Raw genomic sequence first — 20,534 nt, 5'->3', positions numbered from 1 at the left:
GCGGTCCTGTCAACGATTTTGCTCGGGGTTCCACTGCGCGTACCGCTGTCCACGCAGGAACTGCCACAGACCGATACTCATCCCGGCAAGGGTCACCAGAAAGAAGCCGGCGAGGCGAAAGGGTTTGGGCAAACGGTGTTGCACATCCAGCAGGCCGGCGATGGCCACCGCATAACCGAGCAGTTGCGCGATCAGGCTCAGGCGATAGAAGCCATGGACGTTCCACAGCCAGAAGTTGCTCAGCAACAACGGCAGTAACAGGATCGGTGCCAGGCGTCGAATCAGTTTGTGGCTGATCAGCGCAATCGCATACAAGCCATGGCGCCATGGGTTCAACAGTTCCCGGCGCTGGGCCAGGCTCTGCAAACCACCGACGGTGACGCGCAGACGACGGCGCCATTGTTTGTCGATCTCATCGACGCCCTGGTCGATCACCCGGGCTGTGGGCACATAGACAATGCGTTTGTGCGCCACCGGCGCGCAGGTACTGATAAAGAAATCATCGTTGACCTCCGACGGCACGTTCTGGAACAACTCGCGACGCAGGGCGAGCAGGGCGCCGTCGGCGGAGACCATGCAGCCGGTACGATTTTCCACCATGCGCAGCCAGCCTTCGTAGTGCCGATAAAGGCTGTCGCCCAGGCTCAGGCCCTGGCCCGCCACCGGGATCAACATGTGTCCGGCGCAGGCCCCGACCTGTGGATCGGCCAGGGGCGCGAGCAATTGGCCGAGGGTGTCGGTCGACCATTGGTTGTCGGCATCGGTGAACACCAGAATCTCGCCCGTGCTCAGGGCAACGGCGGCATTCAAGGTGGCTGCCTTGCCCTGACGGGGCAGGTCGAGCACGCTGATGCGCGGGTCGATGACCTTGCGGGCGCAGGCCACGGTGTCGTCGGTGGAGCCGTCGCTGGCCAGAATGATCTGTAGCGAGCGCGCCTGATAATCCTGGGCGAGCAGGATGCGCAATTTTTCTTCGATGTACTGGGCCTCGTTGTGCGCGGCGATGACGATGCTCACGTTCATCGGCTGTGCCGGCCCATGACGCCGCGCGGGAAATAACGGTGCGAGCAGCGTCAGCAGCAGCGGGTAGCCGAACCAGGCGTACATCGGCAATAACAGGCACCACCAGAAAATGAATTCAGCCACGGGCGGGTCTCCTGGCATTCCAGCGACAAAGGCTCAGGATGAGCGCGGCACCCGCCAGGTGCAGACGCACCCAATGCAGGCCCCAGAGTTGCAGCATCAGGCGCAGGTCGCGGTGTATCAGGCTCTGGCGCAGACTTTGGGCGAGCGCTGGCAGGCTGGTGACGAACAGCATGAATAGCGCCAGTAGGGGGAAACCGTTGAGCAGGGCGGATAGCGCCATGAAATCCAACACCCAGGCGATGATCGACAGCATCGGGAAACGCAGTAAACGCAGATTCATGCCGTGGCTGCGCAGTAATTGCAGGTGACTGCCCTGACGCCAGAACTCCTTGCCCATCCATTCGCGCCAACTGCTCTCGTAACCCCAATGCAGGGCAACGCTCTGGTTGACGGCCAGCAGGCGTGCGCCAGAGTGGGAAAGGCGCATGGTGAAATCTTTGTCTTCGCCGGTGCGCAGGTTTTCGTTGAAGCCGCCGACCTTGTCGAACCATGGACGACGCATCAACAGGTTGGAACTGGGCAGCCATCGCACTGCTTTCATGGTTTCATCGTTCGGGCGCAACGTGCGGCGTTGCCAGGCATTGGCATACCACGGGGCTTCGGCCGGGGTGTGCAGGTCCAGTCCCAGGACGTCGACCTGAACCGCGTGTTGGATGCTCAACAACAGCGTGAGCCAGTCCTCGGGCATCTCGATATCGGCATCGATGAAGCCCAGCCATTCGCCTGTCGCCATCGCCGCCCCGCGATTGCGCAGGGCGCCGATCAGCAGCCCGGGCAGCACCAGCACCTGCGCCCCGAGCTGGCGAGCGATGTGCGGGCCCTGATCGTTGGAGCCGTTATCGACCACGATCAGCTCGCATTCCATCCCGGCAGCCTGCGCGGCTTTTTTCGCGGCAAGCAAGGTGCGGCCGATGTGTCTGGCCTCGTTGTACATCGGGATGGCAATGCTGATGCGGTTCATGCCCTGGCCTCCGTCGGCGGACGTTCTTCCGCCTTGAGGCGCAACACCCAGGTCAGGGCGAGCATGATCCACAGGTACTTGTGATTCGGTGCGCTGAGGAACATCAAAAACAGTGTCAACGACAGATAACTGATGCCCAGGTGGGTGATCAGGTCGGCCTGTTCCCAATCCCGTCGCAGCATCCAGGCTCGACGGGCGCGTACCAGGTTGTACATCCCAAGGCCGAGCATGCCGACGAACAACAGCCCGGCGGGAATCCCCAGTTCACTGAAGATTTCCATGTAGGTGTTGTGAGCACGGCGGTACAAGTCGCCGGGTTTGCGGTTGGCGGAAAACACCTTGGCGTAACCGGAGGTGGCGTAGTGCAGCGGGAAGGTGCCGGGGCCGGAGCCGAGTAACGGGTGTTCACGAATGATCTGGCTGCCGACCACAAGGTATGACGTGCGGCGGCCGAGGGATTCGTCCTGGCTTTTGGCGCCTTCTTTCAAGACGCTCAAGGACTGGATGCGCTTGAGGTAACCGGCCGGCATCGAATAAATCCCCACCGGGATCACGAGCGCAAGGCCGAGCATGGCAAAACCCAAGTGGCGCGGCCGGATGCGTGGCAACTGCGCGCGGTAGTGCCAGGCGCCGATCATCAAGCTCAGGAACAGGACCACCAGCCCGGAACGGGAATCGGTTTTGGTCATGCCGCCCAACAGCAAAATGCAGCAGCCGCCCCAGAACAATCGGTGCAACAGGTTCGGGCCGCGGATCACCAGCAGCAGGGCCAACGGCACGGCGAAGGCGATCAGCAGGGCAAACGAGTTCGCGTCTTCCAGCAGCCCGGCGGCACGGCCCTGGTCCTGATACTTGGTGGAGAACATGGCCAGCACAGAGGTTGCGGCGACGCTGAGGGTCACCAGCCGGGCGAACAGATCGAGGTTCAAATCACGGCCAATCAGCAAGGTGATCACAAACAGCACCAGGCCGACGCTCAAATCCCGTAGATGACTTTGGGACATGTCCATGCTGTCGGTATTGATCATACTCAACCCGTACAACACCATGAATCCGATCAGGTAGCGCCAGATGTTGCTGCGCAGGCGCTCGGACGGAATCTGGTGAATGGCCAGTTGCAACATCAGGACCAGTGCCAGTGACGCACCGATGAATTTGGTGCCTGACAGCGCGTTGCCCTTGAAGAAACCTTCGAACGGCACCAGCGCCGCGATGCCCAATAACCCCCAGGCGGGTTTTCGGTAGAGCACACCGACAGCGACCATGCCGAGCACCGCGCCGGGCGCCAGATAGGGGTAAGGGCTGGCCAGCAAACCGAGGCAGACCAGGGCGAGCAGACTGACGATCGAGAGCGGAAAGATCACGCGCGTGCCTCCCGTGCAGTACGGATATAAAGCTGCGACCAGCGTTCGGCCAAGGCCTTCAGGTCGTAACGGTCCTGTTGCGTACGTCTTGCGTTGTCGATCAGTTCGCGAGCCAGTACCGGCTCACTCAGCAGCGTGTCGAGCTGCCGGGCAAGGGCGACGCTGTCGGTGGGGGGCGCCAGCAGACCGTTGTGCCGATCCTCCAGCACATCGGGAATTCCGCCGACGCTGAACGCCACCACCGGCACTCCGGCCTGCATTGCTTCGAGCAAAATCATCGGCGTGCCCTCGGTGCGCGAGCTGATCACCAGCGCATCGAGTTGCGGCCACCAGCGGTTCATGTCGGTCTGGTAACCCGGCAGGGTGATGCGGTTGTGCAAGCCGGCGGCGGCAATTCGCGCCAGCAGGGTTTCCCGTTCCGGGCCATCGCCGAGCATCACCGCGTCCAGTTGCGGATGTCGCTGACACAGCGCAATCAGCGCATCGAGAAACAGGTCCGGGCCTTTTTCATGGGTCAGCCGACCGACGTAGCCCGCCAGCCAGCGTGGGTGTCTGGCGTTGTGGGGCAGCAAGCCGTTGGCGGTTGGCAGACCATTGGGAATCACTTGCAGCTTCTCCTTCCGAACACTGGCCTTGCGGTGCAGCGCTGCGATGCTTTCGGCCACGCACACCACCCGATTCACCGACGCGGTGCGGCACAGTTGCAGGCTCAGCCAGCCGTAGAAGCGTTGCTTGCGACTGCGCGGGGTGAAACCGTGCTGGGTAATCACCAAAGGCAAGTCGAACAATGTCGCGCCGACCCAGCCAAACACCAGGCCTTTGAAATTGTGCGTATTGATCAGCGGATGTTCAGCCCGCCGATAACGTAAATGACCCAGCAATTGCCCCAGTCCCGCGAAAGCACGGCAATCGACCCCGGCCTCGCGGAACCGGTCGATCAGGGCCGGCGGCGCATCCAGAAACAGCACCTGGTGGTGCCCTGGCGTCGCCAGGCAATGGTCCAGCAACATCCGCTCAGCGCCATAAAAGCCGCCGCTGCTGATCAAATGCATGATCGGCAGCGCGCTGGCGTTGAGCGGCCCGTTCAATGGCGCACCCAATACATGAAGCTAGGCACGGTCCAGTTCTTGTGCGGGTTGTTCGGCAGGACGTCCTGATCGTTGATCACCAACAGCACCGGCAAGCCCAGTTCATGGGTGATTTGCGCTGGATGTTTGAAGCTGTGATCGAAGAACTCACGCACGTAGACGAAGGCAATCGCCAGCAGCAGACCGGTCAGCATGCCGAACGGAATGATCAGCAGCGGTTTGGGAAACGCCACCTCGGTCGGTTCGAACGGCGGGCTGAGCACCCGGGCGTTGGACAAATCGCTGTCCAGCGCGCGGGCGGTGCTGCTTTCGGCAAAGCGCTGGGCGTAGGTGGAGAACGCCGCGTGCAAGGCATTGATCTCGGTATCCATCTGCTGCAACTTGCTCTGCGCCACTTGCAACTGGTGGATACGGTTCTTGAACTCGGCGATGCGCGCGGTTTTCTGGTTGATCACCGAGGTGACAATCGCCAGGTCGCTGGTGCGTTCCTGAATCCGGTTGCTGACGATTTTCAGGAACTGCTGACGGGTGCGGGTAATTTGCTCACGGGCCAGCAGCATCGGTTCGCTGCCCGGCTGGAACACCGCCAGGTCATTCATGTAGCGACTGACTTGAGTCGTCAGCTGCTCACCGATCTGCCGGATCTCCCGGTCTTCGAAGGCAATGTTGTCCACCGTGGTGGTGAAGGTGAAGGGGAAGGTGTAGTCGTTGAGCCGAGAGGTATTGTTGGCCGCCGCCAGCGCGGTTTTCAGGTAGTCGAGCCAGCGCTGGCTTTGCAGCAAGCGATCCTGATACTGGTTCAGGTTCTCTTCCTCGGTGTTGATGGCGTTGAGGCGGAAGGTGATTTCTTCCTTCGGATCGGACGCACCGATCTTTTCGAGCAGCGCCAGTCGAGTGCCTTCCAGGCCATCGAGCCGCACCTGATACTGCTTCTTCTTGGTTTCGTAGAAGCTCTGTGGCAGATCGATCGATTGCAGTTCCTGACGGCTGGCCAGGTAGTTTTGCAACATCGTTGCGACAAACCGGGTGCCTTGGGCCGGATCGCTTGAGCTGTAGATAATGGAGATCACGTTGGAGCCGGGCAGGGTGTCGATCTTCAGGTTATCGATGGCCTCCTGGGTGAAGGTATCCAGGGAGGTGTCCCGCACCGGATCGATTGCAAGCCCGAGCGCGCCGCGCACCGGGTTGATCACGTATTCACGCAAGGGGTTGGTCACGAAACGCTGGATCGGTACGGTCACCAGTTTGTTGAAGGCCCCGGGGTTGGGCGTGTATTCGCCTTTGGCCTGAAGGTCACTGATGGTCTGACGGATCAGGGCCGGCGAGCGCAGGATATTGCTCTCGGTTTCCATATCCGCCAGTGATGGCGGAATGAAAGAGGCGTCGCCTTGGGTCAGGGATGTGGTGGCGTCGCCCTGAGAGAGTTTTTTGGACTGCACGAGCACCTGCGCGGTGATATCGAAGCTCTGTTTGAGCACCAGCGGCAGGAGCAGGGCGATCACTGCAAAGATCAGGAAGATTCGCTTCACCAACCGCTTGTTGGCGAAGAAGATCCTGAAGAACTCATGCAGGTAGTTTTCCTTTGGGTTCATGATGGGTCACCTGAGAGTTAGTTACTGCCGTTGCTGCCTTTGTTGTCGACGCGGTAGGCGAAACTGAAGCCCACCCCCTGAAACAGCACCACGTCCGCCAGTTGCCGTGCGAGCTCACCGGCGCTGGCCAGTTTGGTCTTGGGCACGTAGAGCATGTCGTCCGGTTGCAGGTAAGCAATCTGCGACGCGTCACCGGACAAGGCTTTCTCCACGTCGTAGTGCACAGCCTGCACCTGGTTGCCGTTGCGGCGCATGATCACCACCGAATCGAGCCGGGCCTTGATGCTGGTGCCACGGGCCAGGGTCAACGCTTCGAGCACCGAGACCGGGCGGCGAATCGGGTAGGAGCCCGGCTGCCCGACTTCACCCAGCACATAGATTTCGTTGCCCGACGTGGATTTGAGCATGACGTCGACTGTCATCCGTCCCGGCAATTGCGCGTAGCGTTGATTGAGGAACGTTTCGAGCTGGTTGACGGTCATGCCTTGCAGCGGCACGGAGCCGATTTCCGGAAAACTCGCATAGCCGTCGTTGCCCACGGTGATCTCCCGGCTCATGCCGGTAGCGGGGTGGTTCAAGGCGCTCTTGAGGTTTTGCTCGTTGCTCAGCGGGCTGGTGACCTGCACGGTCAACTGGTTGCGATTGGGCTGGAACAGGGATTTGCGGTTATAGGCGCGCTGGATTTCCTCCCGGGCCTGGACCGAGGTCATCCCGGCGATTTTCACTGAGGTGTTGGCCCCCGGCAGTTCGATGGTGCCATCGGGCAGCACCAGTTGCGTGCCGTTGAGCTGGCTGGCCGCAGTGAAGTTCAGCGCGACCTGGTCGCCGGACTGAATGCGGTAAGCCTCCGAGCCACTGGTGCTGACGTGGAAGATCACGTCCAGCACGTCCTTGGGCCGCAAGGTCTGTTCGACCTTGGGCATATCGGTGGCCTGGGCGTTGGCCGGCTCGGCCGTGAGGATCTGCACCGGCATGTTCTGGGTTTCACTGGTGCTGGAGCAACCTGCAAGCGGTAGCAACAGCAGGACAAGCACTTTGGCATTCATGACTTCATCCTTCAGGTGGGTGCTTACAGGTTTTTGTAGAGCCATTTGGGCATGTAGTACTTGCGCCGGTTGAAGACGCTGCCCACCAGTTTCGCGCCGGCCTGGGTCAGGCGCTGGGCCGCGGCCTGGGCCACTTCCCAGCGGGTGTCTTCCGCGCGCACCACCATGATCACGCCGTCCACCAAAGTGCTGATGACCAGGGTGTCGACGGCCTCATACACCGCATCGCCGTCGATCACTACGAAGCGATACCGATCGCCCAGTTGCTCGAGCAACGGGCTCAGTTGTTCGCGGGTCAGGTGCTCGGTGCCGCGGATGTGCCGCCCGTTCGGCAGGATGTGGAAGGGCAGGCTGGAGACGGTCACCAGGCAGTCCTGCAGCAGCGGCGGGGAGTCGTTGAACAGCAGATCGCGAAAGCCGCGCTCTTTGCTCAACCCCAGCTGATGCGTGAGGTTGCTCGCCGACTGGCTGGCGTCCACCAGCAGCACTTGGCCGCTGCTCATTGACGCCAATTGGGTGGCCAGCGCCAGGGCACTGGTGGTGGTGCCCGTGCCTGCGTTGGCAGCGGTCAGAAAAAGGATCCGCAGATCCAGGTCGAGCACGGTCGAGGTCAGGTTGGACTCGCTCGGGCTGGCGATGGTCAGGCTGTTATTCGATGAACCGTCCATTTAACTCGCTCCGTGGCCGTTGAACACGATGAAGGGGGTTTTCAACAGAATCTTCAGATCAAGCAACAGGCTCTGCTCGGCGATGTACGTGAGGTCCAACTCAACGCGCTGGTCGAAGTCGATATTGCTGCGCCCGGAGATCTGCCACAGACCGGTCATGCCGGGGTAGATGCTCAGGCGTGCAAGGTGGCTGTCCTTGTAACGACGGGCATTGAACGAGGTGGGTCGTGGACCTACCAGGCGCATGTCGCCGCTCACCACATTGATCAGGTTGGGTAATTCATCGAGGCTGCTGCGCCGCAGGAAGCTGCCGATGGGGGTAATCCGCGGGTCGTTGTCGATCTTGAAGTCGATGGCGTCGGCGCCGTGCTTGTTCAGATGCCGCAGGGACTCCTTGAGCTCCTCGGCGTTGGCCACCATGGTGCGGAACTTGTACATGCCGAACATGCGGCCGCGGTAGCCGGTGCGTTGTTGCACGAACATCACCGGCCCCGGGCTGCTGAACTTGATCGCCAGTGCCAGCCCCAGCAGTACCGGGGAAATCAACAGCAAGATCACCAGTGCACCGAGGCAGGCGAGCACCCGATTGGTGCGCGACAGGGTCCAGGGCCGACCGCCGTTGCGGCCGGTCACCCAGCCGTGACCCTGCACGTGGATCGCCTTGTCGAGGCGCATCCGGTGCTCGGGATCCAGGCGATTATCATGCTGCATGTGATCGAGCAACATGCCTTTTTCATGTCCAGTCATAGAGTCCTCCGCTAAAGCCCGGCCATGAATGGCGAGTGGGCGCTACGCAGTGGGTAGTAGTCACGGAACCAGGCGATGAATCGTCCGAGTCCTTCATCCAGCTCTATCCGTGGCTGGAAACCGGTGGCCAGTGCCAGATCGCTGGCATCGGCGCAGGTGTTGAGCACGTCGCCCGGTTGCAGGGGCAGCAACTCGACGAGGGCCTTTTGCCCCAGGTGCTTTTCCAGCAGTGCCAGGTAGTCCTTGAGCGCTACCGGCTGCTGTCCGCCAATGTTGTAAATGCGCCATGGCGCCATGCTACTGGCCGGGTCCGGTTGCTCGCGGCTCCAGTCCGGTGCCGGCTGCGGCGCGCGTTCGACCAGGCGGGCGATGCTCTCGATGATGTCGTCGATGTAGGTGAAATCCCGCTGGTGCTGGCCGTAGTTGAACAGCTTCAACGGCTGCCCTTCGGCAATCGCCCGGGCGAACTGGATCGGCGACATGTCGGGCCGGCCCCAGGGGCCGTACACGGTGAAAAAACGCAAACCGGTGCAAGGAATGCCGAACAGATGGCTGTAGCTGTGGGCCATCGACTCGTTGGCTTTTTTGGTCGCGGCGTACAGCGACAACGGATGGTCGACGTTGTCTTTGACTGAATATGGCGTGTGCTGGTTGGCGCCGTACACCGAACTGGACGAGGCATAGATCAAGTGCCTGACCGGGTGGTGACGGCAGCTTTCGAGAATGTTGAGGAACCCGCACAGATTGCTGTCGAGGTAGGCCCGAGGATTTTCCAGGGAGTAACGCACCCCGGCCTGCGCCGCGAGGTGAATCACCACTTGCGGTTGTTCACACTCAAACAGTGCGTCGAGGGCCTCGGCATCGGCCAGGTCGACTTTCGCGAGGGGGAAATCGCCGACCTGCTCGCGTACCCAATCCACGCGGTCATGTTTGAGTTGCGGGTCGTAGTAGTCATTGAAGTTGTCCAGCCCGCACACCTGATGCCCGTCGCTCAAAAGCCGCAACACACAATGGGCACCAATGAAGCCGGCGGCTCCAGTGACGAGTATCTTCATGACCGTGGCGCCTCTGGAGCTGCCAATGCCGCAGCTTGGATGAGGCCGACGCAACACGTACCAAATACGTTCACGTCCATATTGGCGTGCCTCGTAAGACGGTGGATGTAACTGAAATGAGACTGTCAAAAGGGGTATAGCCCAGCCTTGGGAAAGCGTGTCAGCAAAATGACGGGTAGCGCGGGCTGGAAACCCTGATTTCATGGGCTATTTGGTATCAAGTGCTTGCCGTTGCTGGATTTGTCGCGGTTTTGAGGGGTTTCAAGAAAACGATAAACGGTCGAAAGGCTTGTATTACAAGGGTTACAGGCGTTTTGAAGCGTCAGATTTGAGTTAATGTTTTTTTGACGCTTTTGGCAAAAAACCGGCATTTCTTGCGCTTTCATGGCTCGGTGCTAGTGTCAGAAAATGGCTGATAATCATTGGTTTCCATTTGCCAATGGCAGCCATGGAGGTACTGCATCCACCATGATCCGATACTTCAAGGAACTGTTGCTGGTTCTGTATTTACTCAAAAGCTACGACTATTACCTCGATCGTCTCGAGGCATTGGGCATCGGTTTGCCGATGTTGCTGTATGGCGGGATGTTCGTTGTGCTGACGATCGCGCTGTTCATGACCGCCTATATTCGTCAGACACTGGTCCGTCATTTGTTTGCGTTGGCGCTGTTTGGCTCGGCGATTTTCTTTGACGTGTATACGCACGTGACCGCCAGTTACCTGACCTACAGCAGCTTTGTGTCGCTGGTGTATTCCGGTGGGTTCATTCAGGAAGCGGCTTACCAGTACCGCGATGCGATCATCAGTGCGACGGTCAGTGGCTTGTTGCTGCTGTTGGGTATCGGGCTCAAGCCGCGTCGACGGTTGCCGTTGCCGGGGGCGTTGTTGGCGGCGGCACCGGTGCTCGGCGTGCTGCTGCTCAGTGTCGTGCTGTTCGTGCGGGCCGGCGAGGGCGCCCGTGGCTTGCCGATCATGTACACGCCGTTGGCCTATCTGAATCTGTTTACCTATGAAGCGTTGCACAACACCGTCGGCCCGCGCGAGCCGGTGAGCCTGGCGCGCATCGATCGGCCGGTGGGTTACGACATCGTACTGATCATCGACGAGAGCATTTCCGGTAATTACCTGGACATCAACACGCCATTCGGTGTGCACAGCAACCTCAAGGAAGCACACCCGGGCGTGGACATCTTCAATTACGGCTACGCCGCGTCCATCGCCAATTGCAGCGCCGACACCAACGTCACGTTGCGCTATGGCGGCACCCGTGGCGATTACATGCGGATCAACACCACACTGCCGTCGATCTGGCAGTACGCGAAAAAAGCCGGGCTGCGCACGGTTTACATCGATGCCCAGCGCACCGGTGGCAACTTGCAGAACCTGATGAACAATGCCGAGAAGCAGGACATCGACGAGTTCGTGCAATTCGACCAGACCAGCGTGCGTGACCGCGACATGGCCGCGGCCGCCAAGCTGATCGACCTGCTCAACGACGGCATACCGGAGCTGGTGGTGATCAACAAGGTCGGCGCGCATTTCCCGGTACACGACAAATACCCGGACGCGTTTATGGCGTATCGCCCGACCTTGCCTCGGGGGCAGTTTGTCGAGGTGGCGGACACGGGCACGCGCGAGGGTTTCAGTGGGCAGCCGAACGATTGGGTGTTGTACCGCAATGCCTACAAAAACACGGTGCTGTGGAATGTCGGCGAGTTCTTCTCACGGGTTTTCGCCCAGGCGGATATGCGTAATGCGCTGATGATCTACACCTCGGACCACGGGCAGGATCTGCATGAGCGCGGTAACCCGGGGCTCAACACCCACTGTGGCAGTGACCCGGTGGAGGAAGAAGGGTTGGTGCCGTTGGTGGTGATCTCGGGCAGCGATTTGAAGACGATGGACTGGCAGGCGCAGTTGCCGGCCAACAAGGACCGCTCCAGTCACTACAACATCTTCCCGACGTTGTTGCAGTTGATGGGCTATGACCTGGCAGGGATCGAGGCGATGTATGGCAAACCGTTGAGCGTGTCGACGGCGGATGACTTCACTTTCAACTATCGCTTCAATGCGCGGCTCGGCGCTGTGCCTGCGTGGAAGTACATCGATCTGAAGAGCATTGTGACGCCGGGGCCGGTGGTGCCGAGTGTGGCGGTGGGGCAGTGAGATTTTGATGAAATGGCCTGGCCTTATCGCGAGCAGGCTCGCGATAAACGATAACGCGGTCTTGCTGCCGTCCGCTATCCTAGGCCCACTACCTTCAACGAGCCTCCTCTCATGCTTTCGGTCCAGGGCGTCTTCAAAAGCTACGCCACCCCCCAAGGCCCATTGCCGGTATTACAAGGCGTCGACCTCACGTTGAAACCCGGCAGCAGCCTGGCGTTGATGGGCGAGTCGGGCAGTGGCAAAAGTACCTTGCTGCACCTGATCGCCGGCCTGGACAAGGTCGATCGCGGCAGCATTCGCAGTGGCGAGCATCGGCTGGAACAGATGAACGAAGGCCAATTGGCCCACTGGCGGCGCACCGAAATCGGCCTGGTGTTTCAGCAGTTCAACCTGATCGGCAGTTTGCGGGTCGAGGACAATCTGGCGTTTCAGGCGCGTCTGGCCGGGCGCCACGACCCGCGCTGGCAAGCGCATCTGGTGCAGCGTCTTGGGTTGGTGGATCTGTTGCAGCGCTATCCGGAACAACTGTCTGGCGGGCAACAGCAACGAGTTGCGCTTGGCAGGGCGTTGGCCTCGCAACCGAAACTGCTGCTGGCCGACGAACCCACCGGCAGCCTCGATGAAGCCACCAGCGATGAGGTGTTGAAGTTGCTGCTGGAGCTGCTAGACGACAGCCCGACGACGTTGTTGATGGTCACCCACAGCCCAAGGGTCGCCGCGCGGCTGGCGGAAAAAGTGGTGCTGCACAATGGCCGTCTGGCTGGCGCGGACGAGCGCTGAAGTGCGGGTTTTTCGCGAGACATTGCGGGCACTGCTCAGCCATTGGCGGCAACATCCGGTGCAATTTTTCAGTGTGCTGACCGGGCTCTGGCTCGCCACCAGCCTGCTGACCGGCGTGCAAGCGCTGAACAGTCAGGCACGGGAAAGCTACGCACGGGCCAGTCAGTTGATCGGTGGCGAACCTCAAGCCAGCCTGAGCGCACCCGGCGGCGGGGTGTTCCCTCAGCAATTGTTTATCGACCTGCGTCGCGCAGGTTGGCCGGTATCGCCCGTGTTGCGAGGCCGGGTGACGCTCAAGGGCCATGAAGACCAGCGCTTGCAGTTGATGGGCATTGAACCGGTGTCGCTGCCGGCCGGTTCCGCAGTGGCCGGCCGGTCGTTGCCGATCGAGCAGGTCGTCGAGTTCTTCACGGTGCCGGGCAGCACCTGGATTTCGCCGCAGACCTTGCAGGCGTTGGGCTTGCACGAAGGTGAAACACCGACGGCCGAGAGCGGCATCGCCTTGCCGCCACTGCGTGCCCAACCCGACATGGCCCCCGGTGTGTTGCTGGTGGACATCGGCTTCGCCCAGCAGATTCTGCAATTGCCCGATCAACTGTCGCGCCTGCTGCTGCCCAAGGATTTCACCGCGACCCTGCCTGATCAGTTCAAGGGCCAACTCCAGCTCATCAGCAGCGGCGAAGAAAACAATCTTGCGCGTCTGACTGAGAGCTTCCATCTGAACCTCGATGCCTTGGGCTTTCTGTCGTTCGTGGTTGGCCTGTTCATCGTGCACGCGGCGATCGGCCTGGCGCTGGAGCAACGTCGAGGTTTGCTCAGAACCCTGCGCGCCTGTGGCGTCAGTGCGCGAATGTTGATTGCCGGCCTCGCCGTCGAGCTGGGTGGTCTGGCGTTGATCGGTGGTGTCGCTGGCGTGGTCAGCGGCTACCTGCTGGCCGGCGTGCTGTTGCCGGACGTCGCCGCCAGTTTGCGCGGCTTGTACGGCGCCGAAGTGCCGGGACAGTTGAGCCTCAGCCCGCTATGGTGGTTCAGCGGCATCGGTCTGAGCCTGCTCGGCGCGTTGCTGGCCGGTGCCAACAGTTTGCTGCGAGCGGCGCGTTTGCCGTTACTGGCGCTGGCCGATCCGCAAGCCTGGCATCAGGCCCACGCGCGCTGGTTGCGGCGCCAGGGTTGGGTCGCGGCGTTGGCTGCGCTGATCGCGGTGTTGGCGTTGATGTTCGGCGACAGCCTGAGCAGTGGTTTCGTGCTGATGGCCGCGTTGTTGATCGGCGCCGCACTGGCCTTGCCGGTGGTGTTGAACAGTGTGCTCAACCGGGTGCTGCGGCGCAGTCGCTCGGTGCTCGGCCAATGGTTTGTCGCCGACTGCCGTCAGCAGTTGCCGGCCCTGAGCCTGGCCTTGATGGCGCTGTTATTGGCGCTGGCGGCGAACATCGGTGCCGGCAGCATGACCGCCGGTTTCCGCCAGACCTTCAACAACTGGCTCGAACAACGCCTGACCGCCGAGTTGTATGTCAATCCGCAAAATCCGGCCCAGGCCCGAGAGCTTTACACATGGCTCAAACAACAACCCCAAGTCAGCGCGGTGCTACCCAACTGGCAAGTGTCGATTCAGTTACAGGGCTGGCCGGCGGATGTCTTCGGCGTGATCGATCACCCGACCTATCGCCAGCACTGGCCGTTGCTGGAAGCCTTGGGCGACGACCCTTGGGAACGACTGGCCAAGGACGACGCGCTGATGCTCAGCGAACAACTGGCCCGGCGGTTGAAGGTGCGCCTGGGTGATCACATGACCATTGCCACACCTAACGGTCCATGGTCGCCACGGATCGTCGGGATCTACGCCGACTACGGCAATCCCAAGGGCCATCTACTGGTCAACATCAATCACCTGCTGCGCGGCTGGCCGCAGCTGACACCCAGCCGTTTCAACCTGCGCATCGAGCCCGCGTCGATTCCCGCGTTCCTGGCCGCGCTGCAAGCGCGCTTCGCCCTGGACGACAGCCGCATCGTCGATCAGGCCCGGCTCAAGGGGTGGTCCACACAAGTGTTCGAGCGCACCTTCGCCGCCACCGCCGCACTCAACAGCCTGACGCTTTGCGTCGCGGGCGTGGCGCTGTTCATCAGCCTGCTGACCCAGAGCCAGAGTCGCCTCGGACAACTCGCACCGTTGTGGGCGCTGGGCGTGACGCGGCGACAGTTGATGCTGCTCAACCTCGGGCAGACCTGGTTACTCGCGGTGCTGACGTTGGTGCTGGCATTGCCGTTGGGCATCGCATTGGCGTGGTGCCTGGACACGGTGATCAACGTGCAGGCCTTCGGCTGGCGCTTGCCGCTACGGGTGTTTCCGCTGCAACTGTTGCAGTTGATGGGCCTGGCCTTGCTCGCCACGTTGCTCGCGTCGGCGTGGCCGTTGTACTCGCTGTATCGCACGCAACCGGCGGATCTGCTGAGGACGTTTGCTCATGAAGATTAAGATCTGCGTGTTGCTGTTGGCGTTGCTGAGCGGCTGCGACAACACGCCTGCGCCGGAAAAAGGCTTCGCCGGCCTCGGCCATCAGGCCACCGCATTTACCCCGGTGGTGCCCGGGCGAGAATTCAGTTTCCCGGCGGACCACGGCGCCCACGATGGCTTTCGCATCGAATGGTGGTACGTCACCGCCAACCTCAAGGACGATCAGGGGCGCGAGTTCGGCGCGCAATGGACGCTGTTTCGCAGCGCCTTGAAAGCGACGCCCGAGCAACCTGGCTGGGCCAGTCAGACTATCTGGCTGGGCCACGCGGCCGTGACATCCGCCACCGCACATCATGCCGCCGAACGCTATGCCCGAGGCGGTGTCGGCCAGGCCGGAGTGACCCTTAAGCCGTTCAACGCATGGATCGATGACTGGCGTTTCAGCAGTCAGGCCACCGACGAAAACCCGCTGGCAGACCTGCAACTCAGCGCCCGCGACAAGTCGTTCAGCTACCAGCTTCGACTGACGTCAACCCGGCCATTGGTACTTCAGGGAGACAAAGGCTTCAGCCAGAAATCCGAACAAGGCCAGGCGTCGTACTACTACAGCCAACCGTTTTTCCAGGCCAGCGGCACCCTCGAAATCGACGGCAAAACCTACACGGTCAACGGCCCGGCCTGGCTCGACCGCGAGTGGAGCAGCCAACCGCTGACCGCCAACCAGACCGGTTGGGACTGGTTCTCCCTGCACCTGGACAGCGGTGAGCAAGTGATGCTCTACCGCATGCGGCAAAAGGACGGCGCGCCATACCTCACCGGTACCTGGATCGACGCTCAGGGGCAGACGCAGTTGCTGCACGCCGACGATATCAGCCTCACACCGCAAGACACCGCCAAGGTCGCCGGGCGTTCGATGCCTGTGCGCTGGTCGATCAACATCCCGGGCAAGCACCTCGAAATCACCATCGATGCCCTTAATCCCAAGGCCTGGATGGACTTGCGCATTCCTTATTGGGAAGGGCCGGTGCGGCTGAGCGGCAGTCATGGCGGGCAGGGGTATCTGGAGATGACCGGGTATTGAGTTGGAGTTCTCGGCGCGACACTATTCGGTGAAATTGAAAGATCTGAAAGCAGGGCAGAGCGTTGTGCTGACCTGTAACGATGTGCTGAAAGTGACCAGCCGGCACCCAAGCTGATCATTACTTGTACGTATTGATTGTTCTTGTGCGGATAGCTGTATAAGAACAATCAATTTTAATGGTCGAACTGGTGATTTTAAGAAGTTTGTAGACGTTGTGTAAGCGGGGCCTTACGAAATATTACGTGCATAAATTTCATGTTTGTATACGAGGACATATCTGCCAAATTCTATTAAAATCCTTCCCGTTCGCCCGGTGTCAGGGCTCTTTACCGGTGCATGGATTGCCAAGGCCATTACACTGGGCGAACACCTTCTTTGGGAGGTGCTGTTTAAAAGTTTCGGATATAAAAATGGGCGACCTTGGGGTCGCCCATTTTTATTGGAAGATCTAAAGCTGCTTCCGCAAGCGCTGTCCGACCACATCCATCAAATCGCAACCGTCCTGCACCGGGATGGCCAACCCGCGTAAAGTGCCGCGAGTCGATGCATAGTGGGGCGCCTGGACGGTTACGGTGATGCATTGAAACGATCAATATTGATACTCTCCAATACACAAACCTCTTCAGGATCAACGAACAGGGAGTAGAGAATGGCTGGAGCCACAGCTGGGCTCGAGGGTAGGAGTCCTTAATGATCAAAGGGGAGCCAATCGTTATGGCGAGATCAAAGCAAAACAAGAGCTGTTTTAAACGGGTATCCATCGGCGTACTGGCCGCTTTGCTGTCGGTCGGCGTCGCTAAAAGTTTCGCAGAGGATAAGGAAGTCAAAGGAATGCAGAGTATTCAGTTTCGAAAGGTCATTGACCTCAGCCATGTCATTAGCACGACGATTCCACTGTGGCCTAACGACCCTCCAGTGACATTCGACGTGGTGGCTTCACAGGAAAAAGACGGTTATTACCTGCGGCGTTTCAGCATCGGCGAGCACAGCGCTACCCATATGAACGCGCCCAATAGTTTTCACCCCAATGCCATCGGGATTGATGCCTATAAACCAGAGTCCCTGGTGCGCCCGGCCGTTGTGATTGATATACGAACCCAGGCTCGGGATAACCCGGATTATGTGATTGGCGTCCAGGACATCGAAAAATGGGAACAGGCTAATGGGCGCATCGCCCAAGGCTCTGTTGTGCTGTTTTATACGGGATGGCAAGCCTTGTGGAACGATCCCAAGCGCTTTATCAATGAAGACGCGAAAGGCCCACACTTTCCCGGTGTGGGCGCTGCTACGACCCAGTTTCTGCTTGAAGAACGCCAAATCGCCGGTGTCGGTATCGATACACATGGCGCTGATCCAGGTCAGGATACGGTTTATGCCACCAACAGCCAGATTCTGGCCAAAGATGGCATTGTCCTGGAGTGCCTGACTAATCTCGATCAGCTACCTGCGAAAGGCACGACACTGGTCATTGGCGTGCTTCGACTCAAAGAGGGGTCGGGTTCTCCTGTTTCCGTAATGGCGTTTGTACCCTGAGCCCATTTCAACTTGAAATTGCATCCACTACCGGAGTACTGGCCTGGAGCTGTCGCCGGTAGTTGGCTGCACGCTGAAGTACTTGGGTCAAGGCCTGGAAGTTTGCCGGTTTGGTCAAAATGTCATTGGCACCGGCGGCCCTGAAACGTTCTATCTCGCTCGAAAAAGCGCTCGCGGTGAACGCAACGATGTAGCACGTATCGCCCAGTGGTAGTTCGCGGATGTTATGGATGGCCGCTAGCCCATCCATAACAGGCATATTGATATCCATGAAAATGATATCTGGAATCGACGTCATGCACTCGTTGATCGCCTCCAGACCATCTGACGCAAGGGCGGGTGTATAACCCAACGCCTGTAACATCGCCAAGGCAACTTTCTGACTAATGGGATGGTTCTCCACCAACAGGATATCGAGCGGGTAATCCCCGGCAAAAGATGAGTCGAAACCAACCGTTGCATGATCGTCCCCGAGGGGGATTTCCGAGACGGAAAAAGGCTCCATGGGGAGTGAGAAGGAAAACGTCGATCCGATACCAGGCTGACTGGTAAAGGATAAAGTCCCCTGTTGCGCCTCGACCAGATTCTTGCAAATTGAAAGACCTAGCCCACTTCCGGTAAAGCGTTGACTGGCTGGCCCTTTGAACTGAACAAAGGGCTTGAACAGGCTGTCTTGCCGCGCCAAAGGGATACCTATGCCGGTATCGCGTATGGAGAACTCGAGTCGGGCTCGAGGGCTGTCACCGCTCGTTTTGACCACGAGCGATACTGTTCCGGTTTCGGTGAACTTGACCGCATTACCCAACAAGTTGATCAGTATCTGGCGAAGGCAATCGGTATCGGTTTTGACCCAGTGCGGTACATCCGGTGATACCTGAGCCTCAATGATGATTGGTTTGCCCTGAGTGTTTTGCCGGATCATTTCAATACTGGATGAAACCAATGCTCTCACTTCGAATACACGAGGCCTCAATTCAAGTTTGCCCGCTTCGATCTTTGCCAGGTCGAGAATGTTGTCGATAAGCGACAGCAGGGTTCGTCCGCTGGTATGAATCGTATTGACCAGAGCGCTTTGCTCGGGATTCAGGGTGGCGCCGGCCAGTAACTCGGTCGCACCGATGACACCGTACATGGGGGTGCGGATTTCATGACTCATGGTGGCTAAAAAACGGGTCTTGGAACGATCCGCGTCTTCGGCGGCATCTTTTGCCTGACTCAATACCTGTTCGTTTATTTGCAGTTGCTGAAGATGAGCACGCATGCGCAATAAGTCGATCACGAACAAAAGACTGAAGGCGAGAAATACCAGAATGGCAAGGATGATATGGTGCAGAGAGTCCTGATTAAGTTGTTGGTTGTAGTTCGCCAACGTCATCTCCGCACCTGCCACATAAACCGTCCCGTCCTGGGATTTCATTGGGACGAAGACGGCGCGAAAGTCTCCCCAGTGATCCGAGTAATCGATCCAGGTGGGCTCGGTGCGCTCAAAACTGTCGAGCAGGGCCTGACTGGCATCTGGATAAGGATCGAAAAAGCGTACGTAATTCTGCTCTTGAATCTCTTTTTTCGAGGCGCTGGAGCTGATCAGATAGGCTTCCCCATCGCGTTTGACCACGCTGTAGACAAAGGCGGTGCCCATGGACTCGTTGAATCTGGAAAGCCGCTGAATGGTATCCCAGTCTTGCGCTTCCGTTTTCGACTGTTTGTCGATCAGATTGTCATGGTAGCGGTCGCCGAGGATGGCTGACGCGCCCAGCGCGGCATGCAGCAGCTTGTTATTAATGTTGTCAGTGAGAATTCCCTGAGTCTCGACGTAGAGGTAGTAGATATAGCCACTGACACCTACGATGTAGACCAAAAGTAAAGCCCATGTTTTCCGTCTGAGTTTGAACATTCATCACAGCCTCCATACTGTCAGCCCAAGCATAGATTGAAGACTGGTTGAAAACCATTGTTTATCAGTGAGGAAGTTACTTGACCGAGTAGCCAGTTTTTCTGGGTTTTTGGGAAGGTCGCGATTTTGCGGAAGAGCCCACCATAGTGGAAGTTGGAAGAATTTTGCTCCTATATCAAGAAATTTGCGGGCGAAATTTTAGCAGCCTCTTGCCAAATGCTCTGTGTATAAAATTGAGGGATGATATTAAACGTCGGATATAAAAATGGGCGACCCTGGAGTCGCCCATTTTTATTGGCTGAATTAAGGCTGGGCCCGTAACCGTCGCCCGACCACATCCAGCACGTCGCCCGGAGACAGCTCTCTTCCAACAGTTGAGTGACACAACGAATGCGATATGCGGCCGTGTCCTGCAGCACATCGACAGGCGCTGCGGTGTCGATCGGGAGGGAAGGGATCGTGCAGTCGATGCCGGTAATCGACATGTATCGAGTCATGGTTGAACCTCCCGAGCGTCGGACGCCCCACCGGGTGGGTCGAGGTTGTCCAGCACCCGGTTTACCAACAACTTACCCGGTACAGCCAATTGCTGAATCGATAGCGCCAGGCTGCGGTGCGAGCCTTCGAGTTCACAGGCAAGGTCGGTGTTCAGGACGTTGAGCGAAGCGAGGGTTTCGCAGGCATGGCTTAGCAGGGTTTCGGTGCGGATGTTGGGGAGAAGGGTGAAAGCGTGGCTGATGGGGTCGGGATTTTTGGGGGTGCGGAGGCGGGCGCTGACGGCGCGTTGGGTTGCTTGGCTGAGTTCAATGGGATCGAGAGACTCGGGTGGAAACTTTTTCATCGTGAAGCTCCTAAATCAACGGAGCCGCAAAGCGGCATTTACATGCCTTGATCGTGTTCGGTCTGTCAAAACCGGTCGCTGAGGTTGCAACGACGGACGAAGGTTATCGGTAAGGGTGGG

The 20,534-nt window shown here is 59.2% G+C and carries 16 protein-coding genes; 5 read left to right on the top strand and 11 right to left on the bottom strand.

Annotated features, from left to right (window positions below; translation table 11 throughout):
- Positions 1 to 9 precede the first annotated feature (9 nt).
- Genes F475_RS12635 through F475_RS12595 form a run of 9 tightly spaced genes read right to left on the bottom strand, consistent with a single transcriptional unit; the run spans position 10 to position 9,667 of the window.
- On the bottom strand, positions 10 to 1,146 hold the full coding sequence (locus F475_RS12635) for a glycosyltransferase (protein ID WP_111454041.1): 1,137 nt from the start codon (positions 1,144 to 1,146) through the stop codon (positions 10 to 12).
- Positions 1,139 to 2,107: a glycosyltransferase family 2 protein gene (locus F475_RS12630; protein WP_018925572.1), complete on the bottom strand. Its 969-nt coding sequence runs from the start codon at positions 2,105 to 2,107 to the stop codon at positions 1,139 to 1,141. Before F475_RS12630 ends, F475_RS12635 begins: the two co-directional genes overlap by 8 nt.
- Positions 2,104 to 3,471, bottom strand: coding sequence for an O-antigen ligase (locus F475_RS12625; protein ID WP_111454040.1), 1,368 nt, complete (start codon positions 3,469 to 3,471; stop codon positions 2,104 to 2,106). The genes F475_RS12630 and F475_RS12625 overlap by 4 nt, the downstream gene beginning before the upstream one ends.
- On the bottom strand, positions 3,468 to 4,523 hold the full coding sequence (locus tag F475_RS12620) for a glycosyltransferase family 4 protein (RefSeq protein ID WP_086945149.1): 1,056 nt from the start codon (positions 4,521 to 4,523) through the stop codon (positions 3,468 to 3,470). Before F475_RS12620 ends, F475_RS12625 begins: the two co-directional genes overlap by 4 nt.
- A gap of 32 nt (positions 4,524 to 4,555) precedes the next feature.
- A complete protein-coding gene (locus tag F475_RS12615; RefSeq protein ID WP_064618735.1) occupies positions 4,556 to 6,151 on the bottom strand; it encodes a Wzz/FepE/Etk N-terminal domain-containing protein in 1,596 nt (531 codons plus the stop codon).
- 17 nt (positions 6,152 to 6,168) lie between these two features.
- On the bottom strand, positions 6,169 to 7,197 hold the full coding sequence (locus tag F475_RS12610) for a polysaccharide biosynthesis/export family protein (RefSeq protein WP_018925576.1): 1,029 nt from the start codon (positions 7,195 to 7,197) through the stop codon (positions 6,169 to 6,171).
- Positions 7,198 to 7,220: 23 nt separating this feature from the next.
- Positions 7,221 to 7,865, bottom strand: a complete 645-nt coding sequence (locus tag F475_RS12605) for a CpsD/CapB family tyrosine-protein kinase (RefSeq protein ID WP_064618731.1) — start codon at positions 7,863 to 7,865, stop codon at positions 7,221 to 7,223.
- Positions 7,866 to 8,612 carry a sugar transferase gene (locus F475_RS12600; RefSeq protein ID WP_018925578.1) on the bottom strand — a complete coding sequence of 249 codons (747 nt, stop codon included), beginning with the start codon at positions 8,610 to 8,612 and terminating at the stop codon, positions 7,866 to 7,868. It lies immediately after the preceding gene.
- 11 nt (positions 8,613 to 8,623) lie between these two features.
- On the bottom strand, positions 8,624 to 9,667 hold the full coding sequence (locus F475_RS12595; protein WP_111454039.1) for an NAD-dependent epimerase: 1,044 nt from the start codon (positions 9,665 to 9,667) through the stop codon (positions 8,624 to 8,626).
- 468 nt (positions 9,668 to 10,135) lie between these two features.
- Here F475_RS12595 and F475_RS12590 point away from each other — a divergent pair, with 468 nt between their 5' ends.
- The 5 genes from F475_RS12590 to F475_RS12570 all read left to right on the top strand — a co-directional run bounded on the left by F475_RS12590 (position 10,136) and on the right by F475_RS12570 (position 17,679).
- Positions 10,136 to 11,833: a sulfatase-like hydrolase/transferase gene (locus F475_RS12590; RefSeq protein WP_111454038.1), complete on the top strand. Its 1,698-nt coding sequence runs from the start codon at positions 10,136 to 10,138 to the stop codon at positions 11,831 to 11,833.
- A gap of 111 nt (positions 11,834 to 11,944) precedes the next feature.
- Positions 11,945 to 12,613, top strand: a complete 669-nt coding sequence (locus F475_RS12585) for an ABC transporter ATP-binding protein (protein WP_018925581.1) — start codon at positions 11,945 to 11,947, stop codon at positions 12,611 to 12,613.
- A gap of 1 nt (position 12,614) precedes the next feature.
- Positions 12,615 to 15,086, top strand: a complete 2,472-nt coding sequence (locus F475_RS12580; RefSeq protein ID WP_111454169.1) for an ABC transporter permease — start codon at positions 12,615 to 12,617, stop codon at positions 15,084 to 15,086.
- Positions 15,076 to 16,146: a lipocalin-like domain-containing protein gene (locus F475_RS12575; protein WP_111454037.1), complete on the top strand. Its 1,071-nt coding sequence runs from the start codon at positions 15,076 to 15,078 to the stop codon at positions 16,144 to 16,146. Before F475_RS12580 ends, F475_RS12575 begins: the two co-directional genes overlap by 11 nt.
- A 690-nt stretch (positions 16,147 to 16,836) precedes the next feature.
- The gene (locus F475_RS12570) at positions 16,837 to 17,679 is read left to right on the top strand and encodes a cyclase family protein (RefSeq protein WP_225609293.1); all 843 of its coding nucleotides are present in this window, start codon (positions 16,837 to 16,839) and stop codon (positions 17,677 to 17,679) included.
- A gap of 7 nt (positions 17,680 to 17,686) precedes the next feature.
- Here F475_RS12570 and F475_RS12565 read toward each other — a convergent pair whose 3' ends face one another.
- Positions 17,687 to 19,573 (bottom strand): ATP-binding protein, encoded by a 1,887-nt coding sequence (locus F475_RS12565; protein WP_111454036.1) that lies wholly within the window; start codon positions 19,571 to 19,573, stop codon positions 17,687 to 17,689.
- Positions 19,574 to 20,066: 493 nt separating this feature from the next.
- A complete protein-coding gene (locus tag F475_RS12555) occupies positions 20,067 to 20,414 on the bottom strand; it encodes a DUF6124 family protein (protein WP_111454035.1) in 348 nt (115 codons plus the stop codon).
- Positions 20,415 to 20,534 lie beyond the last annotated feature (120 nt).

Source organism: Pseudomonas sp. URMO17WK12:I6 (genome assembly GCF_003253625.1).
GTDB lineage: Bacteria > Pseudomonadota > Gammaproteobacteria > Pseudomonadales > Pseudomonadaceae > Aquipseudomonas.
This window is presented reverse-complemented; position numbering and strand designations above follow the sequence as displayed.